The organism is Virgibacillus sp. NKC19-3 (assembly GCF_019837165.1).
Taxonomy (GTDB): domain Bacteria; phylum Bacillota; class Bacilli; order Bacillales; family Amphibacillaceae; genus Virgibacillus_L; species Virgibacillus_L saliphilus.
Window position 1 is genome coordinate 676,439 of the sequence record NZ_JAGYHC010000001.1, and the last position, 19,801, is coordinate 696,239.

At 40.1% G+C, this 19,801-nt stretch carries 23 protein-coding genes, 1 tRNA gene, 1 pseudogene and 1 riboswitch; of the genes and pseudogenes, 10 read left to right on the forward strand and 15 right to left on the reverse strand.

The window, feature by feature from the left end; all coding sequences use genetic code 11:
• Positions 1–230: 230 nt before the first annotated feature.
• From thiE to thiD, 3 genes are read right to left on the reverse strand one after another with little or no spacing between them, the layout of a single operon-like run.
• Positions 231–854 carry a thiamine phosphate synthase gene (thiE, locus tag KFZ56_RS03420; protein ID WP_222640266.1) on the reverse strand — a complete coding sequence of 208 codons (624 nt, stop codon included), beginning with the start codon at positions 852–854 and terminating at the stop codon, positions 231–233.
• Between the two features lie 3 nt (positions 855–857).
• Positions 858–1,628, reverse strand: a complete 771-nt coding sequence (gene thiM, locus KFZ56_RS03425) for a hydroxyethylthiazole kinase (protein ID WP_222640267.1) — start codon at positions 1,626–1,628, stop codon at positions 858–860.
• Positions 1,625–2,428, reverse strand: coding sequence for a bifunctional hydroxymethylpyrimidine kinase/phosphomethylpyrimidine kinase (gene thiD / locus KFZ56_RS03430; RefSeq protein WP_222640268.1), 804 nt, complete (start codon positions 2,426–2,428; stop codon positions 1,625–1,627). The genes thiM and thiD overlap by 4 nt, the downstream gene beginning before the upstream one ends.
• A gap of 220 nt (positions 2,429–2,648) precedes the next feature.
• Positions 2,649–2,766, reverse strand: a riboswitch (TPP riboswitch).
• 323 nt (positions 2,767–3,089) lie between these two features.
• On the opposite strand from thiD, the gene KFZ56_RS03435 reads away from it, so the two are divergent.
• The 7 genes from KFZ56_RS03435 (at position 3,090) to KFZ56_RS03465 (ending at position 7,717) form a co-directional block, all read left to right on the forward strand.
• On the forward strand, positions 3,090–3,638 hold the full coding sequence (locus KFZ56_RS03435; RefSeq protein ID WP_222640269.1) for a DUF420 domain-containing protein: 549 nt from the start codon (positions 3,090–3,092) through the stop codon (positions 3,636–3,638).
• A 215-nt stretch (positions 3,639–3,853) separates the two neighbouring features.
• Positions 3,854–4,765: a phosphotransferase family protein gene (locus KFZ56_RS03440; RefSeq protein WP_222640271.1), complete on the forward strand. Its 912-nt coding sequence runs from the start codon at positions 3,854–3,856 to the stop codon at positions 4,763–4,765.
• Between the two features lie 123 nt (positions 4,766–4,888).
• Complete coding sequence (locus KFZ56_RS03445; protein WP_222640273.1) at positions 4,889–5,464, forward strand: hypothetical protein; 576 nt, start codon at positions 4,889–4,891, stop codon at positions 5,462–5,464.
• 731 nt (positions 5,465–6,195) lie between these two features.
• Positions 6,196–6,717 (forward strand): DUF4269 domain-containing protein, encoded by a 522-nt coding sequence (locus tag KFZ56_RS03450; protein WP_222643881.1) that lies wholly within the window; start codon positions 6,196–6,198, stop codon positions 6,715–6,717.
• A 209-nt stretch (positions 6,718–6,926) separates the two neighbouring features.
• Positions 6,927–7,127 (forward strand): helix-turn-helix transcriptional regulator, encoded by a 201-nt coding sequence (locus KFZ56_RS03455; protein WP_309228244.1) that lies wholly within the window; start codon positions 6,927–6,929, stop codon positions 7,125–7,127.
• A gap of 19 nt (positions 7,128–7,146) precedes the next feature.
• Entirely contained in the window at positions 7,147–7,521 is a 375-nt protein-coding gene (locus tag KFZ56_RS03460; protein WP_222640275.1) for a permease, read from the forward strand.
• Positions 7,522–7,534: 13 nt separating this feature from the next.
• Positions 7,535–7,717, forward strand: coding sequence for a hypothetical protein (locus KFZ56_RS03465; RefSeq protein ID WP_222640276.1), 183 nt, complete (start codon positions 7,535–7,537; stop codon positions 7,715–7,717).
• 654 nt (positions 7,718–8,371) lie between these two features.
• Here the strand turns inward: KFZ56_RS03465 and KFZ56_RS03470 are convergent.
• From KFZ56_RS03470 to KFZ56_RS03520, 11 genes and pseudogenes are all read right to left on the reverse strand, one after another.
• A tRNA-Ala gene (locus KFZ56_RS03470) sits at positions 8,372–8,444 on the reverse strand.
• Positions 8,445–8,780: 336 nt separating this feature from the next.
• Positions 8,781–10,007 (reverse strand): ISL3 family transposase, encoded by a 1,227-nt coding sequence (locus KFZ56_RS03475; protein WP_222640277.1) that lies wholly within the window; start codon positions 10,005–10,007, stop codon positions 8,781–8,783.
• A gap of 423 nt (positions 10,008–10,430) precedes the next feature.
• The gene (locus tag KFZ56_RS03480; protein WP_222640278.1) at positions 10,431–10,583 is read right to left on the reverse strand and encodes a hypothetical protein; all 153 of its coding nucleotides are present in this window, start codon (positions 10,581–10,583) and stop codon (positions 10,431–10,433) included.
• A gap of 57 nt (positions 10,584–10,640) precedes the next feature.
• A pseudogene (locus KFZ56_RS03485) lies at positions 10,641–12,548 on the reverse strand (acetoacetate--CoA ligase); the annotation flags it as partial.
• A 180-nt stretch (positions 12,549–12,728) separates the two neighbouring features.
• On the reverse strand, positions 12,729–13,139 hold the full coding sequence (locus KFZ56_RS03490) for a DUF3021 domain-containing protein (protein ID WP_222640280.1): 411 nt from the start codon (positions 13,137–13,139) through the stop codon (positions 12,729–12,731).
• The gene (locus KFZ56_RS03495) at positions 13,129–13,587 is read right to left on the reverse strand and encodes a LytTR family DNA-binding domain-containing protein (RefSeq protein ID WP_222640281.1); all 459 of its coding nucleotides are present in this window, start codon (positions 13,585–13,587) and stop codon (positions 13,129–13,131) included. The genes KFZ56_RS03490 and KFZ56_RS03495 overlap by 11 nt, the downstream gene beginning before the upstream one ends.
• 21 nt (positions 13,588–13,608) lie before the next feature.
• The gene (locus KFZ56_RS03500; RefSeq protein ID WP_222640283.1) at positions 13,609–14,355 is read right to left on the reverse strand and encodes an ABC transporter permease; all 747 of its coding nucleotides are present in this window, start codon (positions 14,353–14,355) and stop codon (positions 13,609–13,611) included.
• Positions 14,356–14,384: 29 nt separating this feature from the next.
• A complete protein-coding gene (locus KFZ56_RS03505; protein ID WP_309228246.1) occupies positions 14,385–15,293 on the reverse strand; it encodes an ABC transporter ATP-binding protein in 909 nt (302 codons plus the stop codon).
• 149 nt (positions 15,294–15,442) lie between these two features.
• Positions 15,443–15,691 (reverse strand): DNA alkylation repair protein, encoded by a 249-nt coding sequence (locus KFZ56_RS03510; RefSeq protein WP_222640286.1) that lies wholly within the window; start codon positions 15,689–15,691, stop codon positions 15,443–15,445.
• 102 nt (positions 15,692–15,793) lie between these two features.
• Entirely contained in the window at positions 15,794–16,240 is a 447-nt protein-coding gene (locus KFZ56_RS03515; RefSeq protein WP_222640287.1) for a YueI family protein, read from the reverse strand.
• Between the two features lie 111 nt (positions 16,241–16,351).
• A complete protein-coding gene (locus KFZ56_RS03520) occupies positions 16,352–16,525 on the reverse strand; it encodes a YfhD family protein (RefSeq protein ID WP_222640288.1) in 174 nt (57 codons plus the stop codon).
• 96 nt (positions 16,526–16,621) lie between these two features.
• On the opposite strand from KFZ56_RS03520, the gene KFZ56_RS03525 reads away from it, so the two are divergent.
• The gene (locus KFZ56_RS03525) at positions 16,622–16,795 is read left to right on the forward strand and encodes a hypothetical protein (protein WP_222640289.1); all 174 of its coding nucleotides are present in this window, start codon (positions 16,622–16,624) and stop codon (positions 16,793–16,795) included.
• A 533-nt stretch (positions 16,796–17,328) separates the two neighbouring features.
• Here the strand turns inward: KFZ56_RS03525 and KFZ56_RS03530 are convergent.
• A complete protein-coding gene (locus KFZ56_RS03530; protein WP_222640290.1) occupies positions 17,329–17,937 on the reverse strand; it encodes a spore coat protein in 609 nt (202 codons plus the stop codon).
• A gap of 181 nt (positions 17,938–18,118) precedes the next feature.
• Here KFZ56_RS03530 and KFZ56_RS03535 point away from each other — a divergent pair, with 181 nt between their 5' ends.
• Both KFZ56_RS03535 and KFZ56_RS03540 read left to right on the forward strand, forming a co-directional pair.
• Positions 18,119–18,373: a hypothetical protein gene (locus tag KFZ56_RS03535; protein WP_222640291.1), complete on the forward strand. Its 255-nt coding sequence runs from the start codon at positions 18,119–18,121 to the stop codon at positions 18,371–18,373.
• A 3-nt stretch (positions 18,374–18,376) separates the two neighbouring features.
• Positions 18,377–19,732, forward strand: a complete 1,356-nt coding sequence (locus KFZ56_RS03540; protein ID WP_222640293.1) for a tripartite tricarboxylate transporter permease — start codon at positions 18,377–18,379, stop codon at positions 19,730–19,732.
• Positions 19,733–19,801 lie beyond the last annotated feature (69 nt).

Here is a 19,801-nt window from a genome sequence, read left to right on the forward strand (position 1 = left end):
GACAAAACAAAAGTGTTTAATTAAAAAAACGAACATTGCCAAACTTAGCGTAGGAAATATGCGGAGACTCCAGCGGGAGAAAAGGCATAGGTGAGACACCGAAGTGTGAAAGCACAAGGGGGCTCACCAGCCGCCCTAAGGTGCGCGAAGTATATTTCCGAAGCGATGTATATTCGGAATATATTTGTTAAAAACACTTTTGTCCCAGCCCCTTTTAACACCATTCATATCTATAAGGCTCGAACTGCTTCCCTTATATTTTCAGCTTGGGTAATCGCCGAGATAACCGAAACCCCATTTGCACCTGCGTCGATCACAGAAGTAGCATTGTGTGTTGTGATACCGCCAATTCCTACAATAGGTAATGTCGGGAATCTTTTTCGTAATGCAGTAATCCACTCAACGCCAACGGCTTTCTTAGCGTCAATCTTTGAATTGGTTGCAAAAACTGGACCAGCACCAACGTAATCGATTAGAGACAGCGGGCTACTCGCAATCTCACGCGCATTCGATACAGAAAGCCCGATAATTTTATCAGGGAAAAGGTCACGGATTGCTTGAACGGATTGGTCGTCCTGACCAACGTGGATCCCGTCCGCATCTAAGGATTTACCTAGTTTAACATCATCATTTACAATGAAGGGGATGTTATATCTCTGGCAAATTTCACGCAATGAAATACCTAATTTTAGTTTCGCTTCTCCCGTTAGTGATCCTTTTCCTTTTTCCCGAAATTGAAAGGCTGTTATTCCAGCTAATGCAGCGGTTTCCAGTATTTCTGCAGGATCCCGATCACAATTTTGACTGCCCATGATAAAATATTTACGTAAGCTCGTGTTTATTTGTAATGCCATTGGCTATCTCCTCTCCAGTACACTGGGTTCCAGGGAAAGAGCATCGATGAACTGAGGTAAAAAGGTTCCAGGCCCTTTCGTACTTTCATGAGCAGCGGCATACGCAGCCGCTACCCCATAAAAATAAACGGCTGTTAAAACCTGTTCCTCGATTTGTGCCTTCGTTGTTAAGCAGGCAGTTAAAATGGATCCCAATAAGCACCCAGCTCCGGTGATTTTTTCCAAAAGTGGATCACCGGTTTCATTTTTGATCACATTTTTTCCTACGCAGATCATATCTGTTTCTCCGGTTATAACAGCGGCTGTTTCATAGGCTTCTGCAACTTTCATAGCGATTTCCTCCGTGTCTCCTTTCCCAACCGATTCCACGCCTCTTGTTTCCCAAGGAATTTGTACGAGTTGTGCCATTTCCCCTGCGTTTCCTTTGATTACGGTTGGTTTGACTTCCTCCAAGATTTTCCTCACAGCAGATGTACGAAAGGAGGTGGCTGCTATTCCTACCGGGTCGAGTACTACCGGAATTCCTTTTTCATTTGCAGCTTTTCCTGCTAGGAGCATTGCTGGAAGTTCAACGGATGTCAGTGTGCCAATATTAAGAAGAACGCCGTCACTAGCGGAAGCCATGGCCGCAGCCTCTTCCTCTGCTTTTGCCATAACTGGTGCCCCGCCAAAGGATAAAAGCCCGTTTGCTGTAAAATTCATGACAACCTGATTGGTTAGATGGTGAATCAATGGACTATTTCCCCGTACTTCCTGAATAATGTTTGGATTCATAGTATCACCTCTTCACGGTCTGCCCAATGATTCGTAGGACCATTTCCGGAACCAAGAGAAAAGGAATGCTTAATTGCTGCTGTTATAAAACGTTTTGCCTGTGAAATAGCATCCTGAAGCGCTATGCCTTGACCTAAAAAGGCTGTAATCGCAGCGGAATACGTACATCCAGTTCCATGCGTATTGTTGGTATTCATGCGATCAGCTGAGAAGGTTTTTATGTCCATCCCGTCGTATAAAAAATCCACTGCACTCCCCGACATATGTCCACCTTTAATAAGAGCTGCTCCAGCACCGAAATTCTTTACGATCGTTTCAGCAGCTTGTTTCATGTCATCGGTTGTCTCAATTGTATTGCCGGTAATAAATTCAGCCTCCGGAATATTTGGTGTTACTAGGGTTGTCAGTGGCAAAAGATTTTCACGTAAAAAAAGACGTGAATCCTGATCAATTAAGGAATCTCCACTTGTTGCAACCATAACTGGATCCATGACATAAGATGCATCCAATTCTGAAACATATCCTGCAATGACTTCCATCATGTCCCTATTTGCAATCATCCCTGTTTTACATGCGTGAACCGGAATATCGGAAATCACGGAATCCAGCTGCTGTTTGATCATGTCGATGGGTAGGTGGTGAACATTTTGAACGCCTGTGGTGTTTTGGGCAACGACAGATGTAATGACGGACATGCCATAGCTTTTTAATTCTTGAAACGTTTTTAAGTCTGCTTGAATGCCAGCTCCACCACTTGGGTCGGTTCCAGCAATGGTAAGAGCCGTTGAAACGTGTTTCATTTATAAAACCTCCTCTGATGGATTCGGAAGGACGAAAGAATAGTAGTTTTCCGGGTTATATATCATTATTTTTCATTGTGCAGTCATTGACCGCTATTAAATGAAAACAGCCATGGTTGTTAATAGATACGTTCGATTCATCCATGACTTCTTCCCAGAGAGAACTAAAAAAAGCCAAATCCCATGGGGGACCTGGCTTCGAATTTGAAAATAGATAAGACATTTCGTCAAACTACTTCCCTCCGCTGGTATGATCCAGATCAGGTCCGTAAGAGTCAGAAAGCCTCAATGCGCTTTCCTCTCAGCCCACGTATTATTGGGCACCCCTAGTAGTTACTTTTATTGATTATTTACCTTTAGTTTAACAAATAGGCTCGCACTTGTCATGGAAATTGAATAAGTGGAAAGTGTACCTATATTCAAATCCATATCATTCCCTTTTCCGGATAATAAAGCAGATGAAAAATACATACAGAATGCTAGGAAACTTTCCTGTTATCACTTTTTGGTCAAAAGAAAAGACCTAATTGGATAGCCTGTTTTCTGTCAAAAGTATGACATTTCTCGTTTTTATAGGAGTGAATATTACTTTTGACTTGTTGTTTGCGGTTAATTTTCATATGCTTATGGAAAGGAATTTTATATTGGAGTGAAAAAACAGATGCCTAATGACATTAACTATACTAGACAGCGCAATTATAATCCGCTGATTTGGATTTTATCTATATTGATTGTAGGCGTTATTTTGGGAACGTATTTCTTGCCAACAAACCCAGACGCAACAATAGCTGGCATGGAGTTAACCGTATTGCCCATGTTAAATGCTATTTTGAATAGCTTCACCTTTATCTTTTTGTTGATTGCTTTAATCATGATTAAAAAGAAAAACATCAAAGTGCACCGCAGATTTATTATTGCTGCATTCGTAACAACCTTTTTATTCTTCATCTTCTATTTGACGTATCATTCTATGGCTGAGTCTACAAGCTTCGGCGGAGACGGTCCTATGATGTACATTTATTATTTTATACTAATTACACACATTGTTCTGGCTGCATTGATTGTGCCGCTTGCGCTAATCACACTTGGAAGAGGTTTGAATATGAAAGTAGAAAAACACCGGAAAATTGCACGTTGGACAATGCCACTATGGCTGTATGTCAGCTTTACTGGCGTGTTGGTCTACTTCATGATTTCGCCATACTATTAAGCTTTTTGGTAATATCATTATATGCCAATGACATACTGGCACGTTTTAAAAGTTCTTCCGGCAATTATGGGTAGTGTCATGACTAAGAATCGTCTCGTGCTTTGCCTATGATTGATCAAACGATTGATTAAACCATTGATAATGGCGCTCGTTTGTATTCTATAATGGGTTTTAACGTGTATTTGAAGGATAAAAGGATAAAAGGGGGAGATAAAATGGGGGTCCCAAAATCTTTGCTGGATTGGGTTAAACAACAAGTACATATAAACGCGTCTGTACAATCCGTGGAACCATTAAAAGGTAGCACTTCCTCTATATTACATCGTATAACGCTTCATGTTGATGAAAATCCTGTGGAAGTAGTGGTGCGGCAATTTAATGATCAAGAATGGTTGGACAAAGAGCCTGATCTTGCTATGCATGAAGCGGCAAGTTTGCAAATGGCATCTAAAGTTGGTTTCCCTACGCCTGAGATCATCGCCTATGATGAGAAGGGGGAGATATGTGGGATCCCGGTAGTTGTAATGTCAAAGCTTGAGGGGAACGTTAATCTAAAGCCAAGGGATAGGGATGAATGGCTGGCTGGTCTGGCAGAGGCACTTGCCAATATTCATACTGCTGAAGCAAGTAATTTTCCATGGACTTACTTTCCTTATAATGCTATTTCGGAGACAGAAATTCCGGAATGGTCCAGCGTTCCAGATGTATGGGAAAAAGCAATAGCTATAGCAAAGGGGCCTCGCCCTAATATGAAAAATAACTTTATTCATCGAGATTTTCATCCTGCAAACGTTATGTGGCGTGATGAGAAAGTCAGTGGCATTGTGGATTGGGTAAACGCCTGCTTGGGTCCAGCAGGAATTGATGTCGGACACTGCAGAGTAAATCTGGCGATGTTATATGATGTAGAAACTGCTGCTGGATTCTTAGAAGCATATAAGCAATTTGCCGGAAAAACGTATAAACATGCCCTCCATTGGGATCTTATTTCCGCCATGGATATGCTTTCTGGAAAGCGCCCAAGCGTATACCTGGGATGGAAGGATTTTGGTATAACAGGGTTAACGGATCACATGATGGAGGAGCGGTTGGACAGGTATATCGTGCATCTGATGCAGGGGAGATAGTTTTATAGTTTTATTTAAGCGGCTCGTCCCTCTGATCCTAATGCTTAAGTGAGCGAGAGAATCTTTCGATGTATTTTTGTATAGATGATGGTATACTATTAGGAAAAGAAGGGAGGGATGAAGGTGGAGGAAAAGCTTAATATTATTTTAGAACATTTGGAAATAATCCAACAAGGACAAGCTCGGTTTGAAGATAACTTAAATGCTTTTGGGAAGCGACTGGATCGAGTGGAAGAGAAAGTGAATGCCTTTGGAGAAAGGCTGGACCGATTTGAGGAAAGCTTAAATGTCTTTGGAGAAAGGCAAGATCGGTTTGAGGAAAGTTTAAATGCGTTTGGAGAAAGGCAAGATCGATTTGAGGAAAGCTTAAATGCGTTTGGAGAAAGGCAAGATCGGTTTGAGGAAAGTTTAAATGCGTTTGGAGAAAGGCAAGATCGATTTGAAGAAAATTTAAATAGATTTGGAAAGAGACTTGGTCAAGTAGAAAAAAGCCAAGAGCACCTTGCTATTAATCAAGCTCGTATGGAAGAGAGGCAAATTCGTTTTGAAGAAAATCAAAATTCATTTGCATTAAGTCAGGCTCGTATAGAGGAGAAACTTGATCATTTTATAGTTGAAGCGAGAAGTCATTTTAAACATGTTCAATCGCAATTGGATAGGCATACGAATTTATTCAGAAAAGTGCAGCTCAAGCATTAAAGAAAAGTATGTTGTTAACTGTATATTTTAACCCCAAGTATTTCATCTTACGCAATAATCTTCAGAAAAACACTATATATCAATCTCCTAAGAAACCTTCCTGAAAAGTATTGTGGGGAAACAAAGGTTAGCTGGATTCAAGTATAATGTCCAGCTAACCTTTTCTTTAATCGCATAGGAAATTATAAAATTATTTGCTTGGGCATCATGGGTTATAGATAAACAGCTATGTTCAGCTGCAAGCGCAACAAACGGTGAGGTTCCATGTATTCTAAAAATGTGGGAATCAGTTGGAACGTCTGGGAATCGTTCGTCCGGTCTGAGAATCAACCGGAAGCGTGAAGAATCGACCGTATGTGTAAAATAATTCTTGGGCCTTTGGATGGGTAATATTTCTCGTAATGATATAAGTCAGGTATACACTCATGTTGCTTTTGCTATCAATAAGGCTGATTTGATAGCATATATAATAAATTAGTGAAATGGAGAGTGAACATCTTAACTGGTCGTCCTAGGGATGAAAGGGTAAGAAGTCTATTTATGATCCGAATGGTTATAAGTTCGAATTTCATATTGGTACTTTGCATGATAGGATAGATTATTATAAGCAGGAAAAGCCGTATATGGAGGTTTATGTTTAAAAAGCATGAATGATTTTCTTGAACAGATAACGCCCTAAAATTATATTTTCAGATGAAGAAGGTGCTGCGTTGAGTAATTTATTTGAGGGGATGCAAATGGGTAATAAAAAGCAACAAAAAGCGTATGCAGTTATCAGGGAACTGAATATTTGTGATGACTTAAGTTCATGCAATCCGGTTCTATGCGGAACTTTGCCCATCGGTATAGATATATTAGGATCAGACCTAGACATCGTAATGGAAGTACAGGATTTAGATTATTTTGAGGAACGGCTACAAATACTATATCATAGCAAAGGCAATTTTAAGTTAAAAAGGACAACTATAAGAGGTAATCCGGTCGTTAAAGCAAATTTTTTCTTCAGAAATTTTGAGTTTGAATTGTTTGGTCAATCTCAACCTGTACTTAAACAAAATGCATATTTACATATGTTAATTGAACATAAGTTATTAGAAAAGCGCCCCAACCTTAAAGAAAAAGTGATAAATCTTAAAAAGCAAGGATACAAGACTGAACCAGCATTTTGTACACTTTTAGGCATTCCTGGTGATCCTTACGAGGGTCTTATTCAATATGGGATTAAAGAAGGAATCATAACAGAAGTAGTATAAACACAGTATGCCGCAATCAGTCGTTACTCCGGTTATTAGTCTTTACCCCGTATTGCACGTAACGATTATCTTGTGCTTGTGGAGGATAGACAGGGATTATGTACACTGAACTATACCGCATTTGCGGTTCTTTTTAAGAAAAAATGTAAAGCAAACTTGACGTAAAGTTTGCTTTACTATAAGATTAAGGAAAGGAGGCGCAACGGTGGGTGAAAAATAAAGTTATGAATTATAGAAAACGAAATGGCTATTCACAAGATAAACTGGCTTTAATTCTCGGAGTATCAAGACAAACGATTATTTCGATTGAAAAAGGAAAATATAATCCCTCACTTCCATTAGCATTACAAATGGCAAGGGAATTTCATACTGCTGTTGAGGACATTTTTTTCTTGGAGGATAATGAATGAAAATAAGGGAGGGATAAATATGAACTACCGTCGTATTTACTTTATTCTTGGCTGCTTATTTCTTATATTTACTGGAATTGGGATAGCAATATCTTTTGGAGCAGGGGAGTTCCGAATAATGCAAATTTATCCACCTACAATGATTTCGGTAATTTGTATTTGTAATGGGTATCTTGCCCCGCAGATGGCAAAACAGGATGAGCGAACAACATTCATTCGGCAAAAAGGGATGTTTTATTCTTATTTTGCGATTATCTTTTATCTTATTCTCCTCATGTCGCTTATTTATTTTAACATCTTGGTTATCAGTGCCCTTCATGCGGTCATGTTGATAACATTTTTGGTTGTTAGTACGGTATTTATTTCAATGGTTGTCGTGTCTAAAATTTACTAGAAGGGGTGATTCCATGTCTACTGCTGCATATTTCATTTGGGGAATTGCATTGATAGTATCTGTTGGAAGTGCTGTAATTTTACACAAGAACCGAAAAGATAACGGGGACGTTTCCAAAAAAGGAATGAAACTGTTTTGGATGTTACTTACTGCATTATTCATCGTGATAATTGTTGTCATAACAAACGATAACTGAAATACATAAAGGGAACAAGAGAGAATTGACTTGGAAAGAAAAAGATTTAGAAGAGAAAAATGATTCGTTCAAATATAGTCGATATACGTTTGTCGCAAATGCTTGGATTGCCAAAAAAGTAAGGTTTTTAAGCATCTTGGACAGAAGATTGGCTGGGAAAGTTTTCCTTGGAGGATGGAATATTAAGTGTTTAAAATACAATTCCCAAAAGCGAGTAAATACGATAAACAGTTAAAATGGTAATTCAAAATATTTTTAACACAAACGAATCTTATCTATAGTATATCAGAATCATTTGTTACCCCAATTTAAGGGGAGGAGATAATTTTGGCTCTCTTAGCAGAAATTTTACAATATACAGCTTACTTATTATTTCTTTTTGTAACAGTTTTCTTTATAAGAAAGATTGATAAAGTTAAGAAGCAGAGGTAGCTTTCGACTTCTGAGAAAGTAATGTATACCATGGCAATGACAGGAATGTTATTTATCGCAATTAGTATGATAATTACAACGTTTGTTAGTTAATCAGACGAACCATTTATTTCTGTTATTGGACGCTGGTACATAAGGAAGGGTACGAAGAAAATATTTGATTAAAAATACGCTTACCCATTCTAAAAATTAGAAATAAGCAAGCGTGCTTTTTGTAGAATATGGAGCTGACGGGGCTCGAACCCGTGACCTTTTGTCTGCCAGACAAATATTCTCCCTACTGAACTACAGCCCCCGATGGATATTTTTTATCATATCATCCAGAATATAGTTTACATGCTTTTTACGCCTTTTTCAAGTATATTGATAGAAGAATTCGTGGTGAATTTTGAAAGAAATGGGGCTTATTGGCTTAGAGAAAATAAATACGGCGCACTTGCCTCGATGATTGCGGGAGTGGATTGTATGTGTTATCGATACATTTTCTCCCACAGCCACTGGGGTTGCTTTCGATCGTGCTGCTGTTACCCTTTTCGCTTATAGCTTATGTTGTGGTGGGGCGTAATGAAACGCAGATGAAAAATGGGTTCTCTGTCAAATGTTGGGGTGAGCGTATGCTCACTCCTTATTATTATGCCACCCGAATATCCAGCTTTTTATATTGATGATGCAGTAATACCTTCGCCCGAAAGCGATCAAATCGTTTAAAGCCAAATGCATTACGCTTAAGAACCTTGGTTTGGTTATTAATCCCCTCAATATAGCCGTTATGCAGTTCAAAACCAAACGTATTCATAATTTCCTTCTGCCAATTCTGCAGGGTCCCGATAGCCTGTTCAAATTCCGTAACACCCGATTCTCGAACTAGGTCATAGAATTCATAAAGATGCGCTTTCGTTGCACCCAAGTGTTTCGAGCCATTCTCTTTAGCTGTCTCAAACCATAATCGATAAGCCTCTTTAAGTTGGTAAGCCCGTTTCAAATAGGCAGATTTTTGTAAGTATCGTTCCAGATACCAGGCTTGTTTGTCTGTTAATGTCTCCGGCTGTTTATAAAATACATGTTTCATCCGTTTACATTTTTTGCGATCATAATCATCAAAAGCATTTTGTTCCTGTCTTCTGACCCTTTCTAAAGCCCAATAGATATACCGACAAAAATGGAAGCGATCCGCGATGATAATAGGATGCCCCAAAGCTTGATCAACAGCGGCCTTAAACGAATGGCTCATATCCATCACGACCATCTTTACGCGTTCACCATGTTTCCGTAAATAATTCTTTACCGTTTCTTTCCTACGGTCTGCCAGTATTTCCAACGGTTTTCTATTTACGGGATCGGCAATAATCGTCTGATATGTTTCTCCACCGGCATCCCCTTTGTATTCATCAATGGCAATCACATCCGGTAATGTTTGTGTTTCATCCAACAGCGGGGCCGTAATATAATCGAACCGTCGAATAACGGTGGTTGGGGATGTATCAAATCGATGAGCAACATCCCTGAAACTTTTTCCGTGAATAAGCTCCATCGCTACGGCCTGTTTCATCTCCATGGACTGTCGCTGATAACGCTCCACTAAGGGGTTATCCTCATAAAAACGCTTCCCGCAACCGGATCGGCAAACATAGCGTCGCTTACGATAGAAAACATAAACCTGTCTGCCAAATATACGGGTATGTTGAATCTTTTGTACCCGGTAATCATGGACATTTGATGTATAAGCACCACAAGCCGGACAACGATGGTTTTTTACTTCCCTATCAACATGAAGATAATAGATGCCGTCAACTTCTTCTGACTTTTGGATCGTAAAGGCTTCAAATCCTGGTAAATGAATGTTAGAATTCAATTGCACGCACTCCTTTTGTATCTGTTTTTTCGCTAACTTCAGTTTAACAAATAAGGAGCTCGCGTGCTTTATATTATTCAGAAAATGATTCACACCCCAACATATATTGTAGAACCGAAAATGTTGGATGTAAAATAGAAAGGGCGAGCTTGCATTAGCTCGCCCGTATTGTTCTTGCCTAGGAAATTATAAAATTATTTGCTTGGGCATAATTTGATTTCCAAAAGTAGCCACATCCGGCTCCAGCGCCCAGCAATAGCAAGTCTTTTGGTGGGACGAGCTTTAGCGCAGTCCCAAGTCTTTTGGTGGGACGAGCATCCGCGCAGTCCCAAACTTCACACTTCTCTATTACGATAAAGAAGACTTGCCGATTGGCTCTGCCAGAGGCTTAGTCGCACTTATACCCTTGGGGTGAAAGTCAACATCGGCTCACTTGACAAAGGAAGGCCGACTAGGAACGGCCTTGCCGGCCAACGCACGGCTCCCCTGATGCAGGGGCATGTTTCCTTTTCGCCTTCCAAGCATAAGATTCACTTTGACTTTCACCACTACTGGTGATAAGTCAAGTTCATCTAATCTCACTGCGAAGTGTTCCAGTTTGTGCGTTGCTAACCGGGCACCTTCGCCTTTGTTCTTCATTTATTTTATTTCCTGATTAAAATTCATAAAATAATTTAAAGACGCATCGTTCGCTAAGGAGCCTATATTAACGACCTGTTCAAGTGGCTTTCCCATTAATAGTTTTTTAACGGGAATTTCTAACTTTTTGCCGTTTAATGTTTTGGGTAAATCAGGCACTTCATAAATGCCAGTTGGAACATGACGTGGTGAACATTGTTCCTTGATTTGGTGTTTAATCTCTTGATAAATGTCATCTGTCAGCTTATAGCCGTCCGCCATTACAACAAACAGTGGTGTGAACGAATCACTATTATTCGTTGGAATATCCACGATCAAACTATCCGCGATTTCCTTTATCTGATCGACTGCCCGGTAGATTTCGCTTGTTCCGATTCGAACGCCACCACGGTTAATCGTCGCATCGGAGCGCCCGTAAATAACACATGTCCCACGGTCTGTGATTTTTAAGTAATCACCATGTCGCCAAATTCCCGGATACATATCGAAATAACTGTCATGCAGACGACTTCCGTCCGCATCATTCCAAAAGTAAATCGGCATCGATGGAAAAGGTTCGGTGAGTACTAATTCGCCTACTTCTTCTATTTCAGGCTCGCCATTATCGTTAAAACTTTCAATTTTAGCACCAAGCCCCCGGCACTGTAATTCTCCGGCATAAACCGGTAAAATCGGTGCACCTAAAATAAAAGCGGTGCATACGTCCGTCCCTCCACTCGAGGAAGCAATCCACAAATCCTCTTTTACATTTTCGTAGCACCACTGAAAGCCTTCTGGTGGTAATGGCGATCCTGTGGAACTAATATTTTTTAAATAACGAAGGTCAAATTCTTCGCCCGGTTTGAATGCATCATCTTTCATACAAGATGTGATATAGCTGGCGCTCGTTCCAAAGACGGTCATTTTTGTGTCTGCAGCAAACTTCCATAGCATCTTTTTATCCGGATAGGCGGGATTTCCATCATATAAAATAATCGTGCTACCTGTAAGAAGTCCTCCTACCAGGAAATTCCACATCATCCAACCGGTTGTTGTAAACCAGAAGAACCGATCATCTTCACCTAAGTCTACATGGAAGGTGAGCGCTTTTAGATGTTCGATTAAAATGCCGCCTTGGCTTTGAACGATGGGTTTCGGCCTTCCAGTTGTTCCCGATGAAAATAATACCCATAATGGGTCATTGAATGGAACGTGAACATATGTGAGCGTGTGTTGTTCATTTGTTTGTACAGCGTCTGACCAAGGTATAACATTTTTCCAGCCACGTAAATCCGGATTGCCGTTTAGATAAGGAACGACAATGGTTGCTTCCAAGCTTGGTAGCTCTGATTGAATGTTTGCTACAACGCTTGTACGGTCATAATTCTTTCCGTTATAGCTATAGCCGTCAACGGTAATCATCACTTTTGGCTCGATTTGTTTAAAACGGTCGATGACACTTTGTGTTCCGAAATCAGGGGAAGCACTTGACCAAATAGCACCCAAACTGGCTGTTGCTAAGAAGGCAACCACGGATTCATAGATATTAGCCACATAGGCGACAACACGATCCCCTTTTTGGACGCCTAAATGTTGCAGAGTATGCTGTAGTGCTGCGGTTTCTTGATAAAGTTGCTTCCAGGTAACTTCCGATTTCTCCCGTATTTCAGAAGCATGAATAATCGCTGCTTTATTCGCGTCTCGGTTTCTGAAAATATGCTCCGTATAATTAATGGTTGCATTCGGAAACCATTTGGCACCAGGCATTTGATGTGACGTCAATACCGCCTCATAAGATTGTTTGGATTGAATATCAAAGTATTCCCACTGTGACTGCCAGAAAGCTTCGACCTCATTTACGGACCATTTCCACAAGGAATGATAATCGTCAAAATAAATGTCTTTTTGTTCTCTTAACCACTTCATATAATCGTAAAGGAATGATTGCTGTTTCCAGTCCTCATTAGGTTCCCATAGTAATGTACCTTCCTCTATATGCCCCATCTAACCCCTCCTGAATATAATGATCATTAACTCCATTATATGAAATCGCTTACCTCTATGTAAAGCGAAGGATATTTGACAAAATACGGGGAGTGCCAAGCTCCTTCATTTCTTTTTCCGTACTTCTTCATTTAACGAGGCTTCTATTTTTTTAAAGTATATAAACCACCCAGTCCAAACGAGGATATAGATCAGGATCCATATGAGTGCGCTCGTAATAATGGCAAATGGTGTAAATGGCACCCATTCAGCAGAAAACGCAATGATAAAATAAACAGCGATTGATAGGCTAAAATGGATAGCGGTCGTTTTTAAATGACTCCAATTATCCACCTCAAAGATAAACGAAGATAATCCAAAATAAATGCCGATAATCAAACTTCCCAGCATACTTATCCAAATGTCGGATACCGTAGCTTCTATGTGATTAAATTTGAGAATGGAAAGAACAACAAAGGTCCAAACGCCACCAACAGCGATCCCGCTCGTAACCCGCTTTAACGCTTCAACGATCATCAGCTTGCCCACCCTTCGCCAGCTTTTCTTTTATAGCTGCTACATATTTCCTTGTAACGTATTCCTTGTTCCCTGTATGAAAGTAAACACAAAGGCCATTAAAGGATAATTCAAAGCGCTCAATACGATTGATATTGCCAATAACAGATTTGGAAAAGCGTGTAAAATCATGAGGAGCAAGCATTTCTTCTACTTCATAAAGCTTCATTTTTATTTCAATCGTACGATCGTTTAATACGGCAAATATCTTTCTTTTTTCCGCATAGACATAATCAATCTCACTAGGATCCAGCAGCACTGTCTGATCGGATTCAATGCCAAATAAACGCTGCTGTTTGCGCTTCTTTACGACCTTTACAATTTCCTCCAGCTCCTCTGTCCATTCCTTCGCTTGAATGGTTACCGAAGTTTCCTCATACGTATCGTCGATATCAATATTTACTTTCATCAGGTCATTCCCCCAGTATTTCTAACCTCTGGCCTGTTTTAAAAAGAAAGGATAACGCAGTAATGCGATGATAAATCCTACCAATCCAAATCCAAATAGGATGAGGGCAATTTGAAAGAGTTCCATAGCTGGCAATGTGCCTTTCATAGCTTCCTGGAACCCCTGATGTGCCCAGAATTGTGGCAGGAATTTACTGATCGTTTGCATGAATGCAGGCATCGTCTCGAGTGGCATCATCTGTCCGCCAAGAAACCCTCCACCAAGCGCGACTACCTGTGTGATCGCTATCCCCATGTTATTTGTTTTTACAAGTAACGCAAGCGCAAGTCCTATTCCAGTTACCGTAAATGTTAAGAATACAGCTAATAGCAGCAAGTAAAATGGCTGCTCCAAAGGGATATTATAGACGAGCTTGCCGAATAACAGCAAGATGACAATCTGTATAAAAACAATAATCATGTTCGGAATCCATTTCCCCAGTAAATATAAATAGGGGGAGAGCGGCGTGCTTGCGATCCTGGCTGTCATCCCGAGATTCCGATCCCTCAGCACCGCCTCAGCCATGTTAATCAGGATGAAAAACACAAACATAACCGTATAGCCCGGTACAATCGATAGAATAATTTGGTCGCGTACGGCTGCTTCCGTTCCAGAAGTAAGCCCAGCGATAAATAAAACCGTGAAAATAATTGGCAAAATCAACATCCAAAATAATAGACCTCTGTCTTGCAGGTACTTTTTCATGTCGATAAAAATCAATGCGCCCATGGTAAAACCTCCCTATTAGTGTAACATACTTAATCTCGCAGTTGACTGCCGGTTAAATCAAAGAAAACGTCTTCCAGTCGCGGCTGAACGAGTGCTAATTGTTCTAATGGCACGTTGTTGCTTTGACAATGTTGTAAAACGGCTTTCATTGCTTCCAGTGGGGTGCTGGTGGATAGTACATATCCGCCGTCCTTGTTTCCAACTGTCCCAAACTTCCGGATGTTGTCCGGCAAACTGTTTTCCCCTTTTATAAAAATAGAAGGGGATGCATGCATTTGTAGTAAATGTTCAATACTTCCCTTTTCAACGATTTCTCCCTGATCGATGAATGCCACTTCATCACATAGCTGTTCGACTTCTTCCATATAATGGCTGGCATACAAAACCGTACAACCTTTTTGGGTGAGCTGTTCGATCATTTGGAAAATATATCGGCGAGATTGTGGGTCAATTCCAACAGTTGGTTCATCCATAATAATGATTTTTGGTGCATGCATGAGACCGCATCCAATATTTAGGCGGCGTTTCATGCCACCTGAGAATGTCAGCACTTTATCATTCCCTCGTCCGGATAATCCGACATCTTTTAAAACTTTATTTGCGCTATTTTTTAAGTGTTTTCCTTTTATGCCATACAGCCTTCCGAAGAAGTATAAATTATCTAACGCGGTCAATGTTTGTTCCAGACAAATTTCTTGAGGAATATAGCCAATCTGTTCTTTCATTTCTTTGCCGATTATGGATTTACCGATAGAAAATTTCCCTTTATAGTCTTGAATGACGGAAGCAAGAATTTTCAATAGCGTTGATTTTCCAGCCCCGTTTGGCCCGACAAGACCGTAGGCAATCCCATCCGGAATAGTTAGAGAGATATCTTTCAATGCCTGCATATCACCGTACTGTTTTTGTACATGATTCACTGTCAACAATACGTTCACATCCTTCTCTTTTTTAACTATTATGGCATGCGAATTATTTTATTACTTGAAAAAGGGAATAACATACTGTGATTGATGTATGAAGAAACAAAAATCATGCATAAAAAAACATCACCTATTTATTAAGTGATGTTTCATGAAACGGTCGTTCAGTTTCCGCTATATTCCCCGTATTTGATAAATGTTTTCTCATCTTCTATCAAACCACAGGAGCCGCATTGAATTCTGTATTTTGGTCCATTATACGTTGTATGGAAAACTTCCACATTTTCATTGGTATAATCATTCATAACCTCACCAGTCTGTGCATCTAATTTGACGGGATTTGCCACTTGTTCAATAATGTTGAATCTGGAACGATTGGTTTTGCAATTTGGACATCGGTATGGTTGACTCACGGGTAAACACCTCCATCCATTAGTATCCCACATTGTCATTCTTTTATTTACGGCTTCTTAAGGCAAATAAAAATCGCCTACGTCCATCGAAACGTAGGCGATTTACTCAAACCAATACTTGATTTTAGAAATAAAGGATTTCTTTTCCGTTTCATTCGTTTCTTCTGATTCCTTTTCCGGTTCATTGTCAATAAAAATTTCCTCTTTATCGATAGCGTAATCATAGGTTAGTACTGCACCAATATCTGTCTCATTTTCCTTGTTTGTGATGGTAGTGTAAGGGATGTTATATTTATTCGCTAGCTCTCTTTCTCCTTTTAAAAATCGATAAGCAACCTGACCATTAATGAGTAGTTTGGCTTGCGTGTTCCGCTTCATTGCTTCTTCTAATTCCCCGAGTGCTTTATCTGACATTACCTGTCCTATGGTTAAAGCTATTACAATACGTTCTCGAAGCGTTCCAAGGAACCGTTCGCGTTCCTCCTCCTTTGGCCTTCGTTTTCCGTACATTCCCTCTGTGAGATAATCGTCTACATTCTTCTTTCCCATAGCTGTGCCTCACTTCCTTATCTTTCTACTTCAATTGTACAAAGTCGCCTGTAGAGAAGCAAATAAAAGGAGGTATCCCTATCGTTTGGATAAGAATACCTCAGGCTGTATTTATTCTTTCTTTTTCGCCCGCTTATCAGCCACGCGACTTCTTGCTTGTGCCTCTTTATCCGCATGATCAGCAAATTCTTCTGCAAATTCCACATCTTTGCCATCTGTCAATTGCCTTTTTGGTGTCTGTGCAAGGAAGCTATTTTTCGCTTTATTGTGTTCATCTCTGCCCAAAGGAATCACCTCATTTCATTATTTTCATGCTTAGTATGTGTAGAAGCTTTTTTTCACATACTAGGAGTATCCAAACAAATATAGGAGGGACTTCCATTGGACAGAGAGAAGACATGTAAGGCTTGCGAAGGAACAGGCCTACTTTCAGATGATGAGGGTTGGCAATACAGGTGTAGTGTTTGTGATGGGGACGGTGAATATTCCAAGAATGATGCTTCCAATCCTGCGAGAGTAATGTCCGTTGATGAGAATAACCGATTGTTGGATTAGATCAAATTTTATACTTTCTTAGCTTTAAGAAAAGACTACCTGTTTTGTAAGAAAACAGGTAGTCTTTTGGAAGCGAGGTGCGGATTCACCGTCTAAGCCAAATTCCTTGAGAAAGGGTACTCATTCGAGTAATGAAGTCTCGACCCGAGCTGAGTTCCTTAAGAAAGGGGACTCATTCGAGTAATGAAGTCCCGACCTAAGCCAAATTCCTTAAGAAAGGGCACTCATTTGAGTAATGAAGTCCCGACCCGATCCAAATTCCTTAAGAAAGGGCACTCATTTGAGTAATGAAGTCCCGACCCGATCCAAATTCATTAAGAAAGGGAACTCATTCGAGTAATGAAGTCCCGACCTAAGCCAAATTCCTTAAGAAAGGGCACTCATTCGAGTAATGAAGTCCCGACCTAAGCCAAATTCCTTAAGAAAGGGAACTCATTCGAGTAATGAGCATTTCCCTCATAAGGGCTGGGGCATCTGTACTGTGCTTTATTCGCAAATTGGCCTCTCTACCAGCTTCCCTTAATTGCTCTTCATTAATGCGGCATAGTTCCTGGCATTGGTGCAAAACCATTTATGATCGCCTGCATATCGGTTTGTTTTAGTTGTGGCACTTGATAATATTGATTCTTATTTTGGTATAAAAACACTTCATAAGCCATTTCCACCAAATTTGGAATACTATCTGCAAAAACCCTTCTTAAAACAGGGTTTGTAGTCTCGAATGCGGTTGTGGTAAAAACAGTCGCTCCTGTTTTAAGCACGTCAATCATATAACCGGAAACATGTTGATCATTAATTTCATTTACAGACTGAGCAGGTGTTTTTGGTTGCGATGGCTGCATGCCGTATATGACGTTATTACTTTGCCCCATATTGTAATTTTTTGTTTTTACAGTAGGTTCCTGCCCGGTTTGCATTGTTTCAACAATCGTGTTATACGTTTGTGTTAAAAATGTTTTTTGTTGTTGAAGGATCGCTTTTAATTCTGGATCTTGAATATGCTGCTCATATAATAAATATTGTTCCATACCTCCAGCTAAAGTGGATATAGCTTCATGGGCATCAAAAAGTTCGTGTCCACCATGGCTTTGCTGAGCAGGCATTTCTTGGGAGCCTTGAAAGTTTTGTTGCTGGTTTTGCATTTGTTCATTACCTCCTTAACGTAGTCTTCTTTATTTTGATCAGTCGGGGGAAAGTTATGCGCCTTTTTAACGTCCATTATTTATCAAAGTATGTTACGATTTTCACATAAATAATTTCATTTTTACTGACGACATTGTATAATATAATTCTGCATATAAGGTTTTTTAGGAGGCAATACATATGTCTAAAACAAAAAATGTAGAACAGGATAAAGGCAAAAATATTGAGGTATGGGAAGATTTGGTGAATATTAAAGAGCTGCTTTTAAGTATGGTGATATGCAGTGTTTTAGCACTTGGTGGTTACCTTATAGCACCCAATGAACCTCCTCGTCCGCTCATCTATGGGTTGGTTGGAGTTGTCGCAGGGTTTATCATCAGCAGTTTTATTATTAAACCGAAACGAACGCTTCGTTATGAGGATGAGGAGATCTAGTCTATGGAACTGACACTAATTTTTGAAATGATTACTGTGTCCGTTTTAGGGGCAGTATTATATACGATCATTGGCATTGCACCAGGAACAGATGAAACCGCAGTCTTGGCTCCAGTAACGCTAGTTCTGGTACTAACTGGTATGGAACCAATTGTTATCTTAGCCTTTTTCATATCTTCCATTGTCGCCAAAAAACTAACGGATTCTATTCCTGTAGCGATAGCTGGAATCCCGGGTGGCGTATTATCTGCACCCATGGTTGATCATGCAATGGTGTTGAAAAAATACGGGTTGCCTGACGTCAGTATTCGCAAAATGGCATCAGGATCGGTTATTGGAACAATCATTGCTGTCCCATTAAGTTTAATCCTGGCAAATTTAATCGCGCCACTAGGGGACGTCATTGCGGATTATTCCAGCCAGATTTTCTTTTTTGGTGCAGTGTTCCTGGCACTAATGACAAAAAATCGCTGGCTTGCACTCATTTCCATTGTTCCGTTTGCATTGCTTATCCAAGGATTAAGGCATCTCTACTGGGGAGTAGGTGCCGTGGAGGAGGATGTCACCGTATTTACTTCCTTCTTTCTGGGAATAACCATTGGGCCAATCATTTTACGCTTATTTGAATTGTTAAATAAAGAGATTCTAAGGACCTTACCACGCCGTCATACGAATGACATCGTTATAAAAAAGCAAAAGCCTGTAAAAGGATTCCCGAATCCGTTTACGATTTTAGATAAAAAGGAAATCGGCTCCTCTTCCTTGGGCTCCGTTTTAGGTGTCTTTACGTTTTTCATGAGCCCAGCAGGGATGACAATATTTTTAGGAGAGACATTATCAAGTCGGATAAAAGATCCCATTAAAAAGGCATCACGAGCCATTTCAAGTATGGATGGAGTAACCAATGCTGCATATATTGCAGGGACGTTAATCCCATTAATTGCAATCGGGGTTCCTGTTTCTCCGACAGCACTTGGGCCGGGTATTGCGTTGTTTAATGCGCCACCGGTTTTTACAGAGGATCATAATTTACATCATCTTCTGTCCACAGGTGACTTTATTGTGGCGACGGTAATCGGGGCTACCATTGCAATCAGTCTAACCTATTTTGTTGCCATCAAGTATACGCAACAAATTGTTTCTTTCGTTTTCAAATATATTCCCCATGAAGCATTACTGGGTGTGTTTTTTGGTCTTGTGTTAATGCTTAGCTATATGGATGCAGGTTTCATTAATATTGGTGGCGTTTTGCTAATAGGTCTTGTAGCCGGATTACTACATCGTTGGGGTGTTAATTATGGTGTGCAATTTATGGTATTATATGCAGCACCCTGGATTGTGAGTCAGTTGGTATTATAAGTGTAAAGAAGCTAGTAGGAGCTTTAGATAAAAGCTTCATAATCAAAGGAAATTCCGAACTTGACGTTA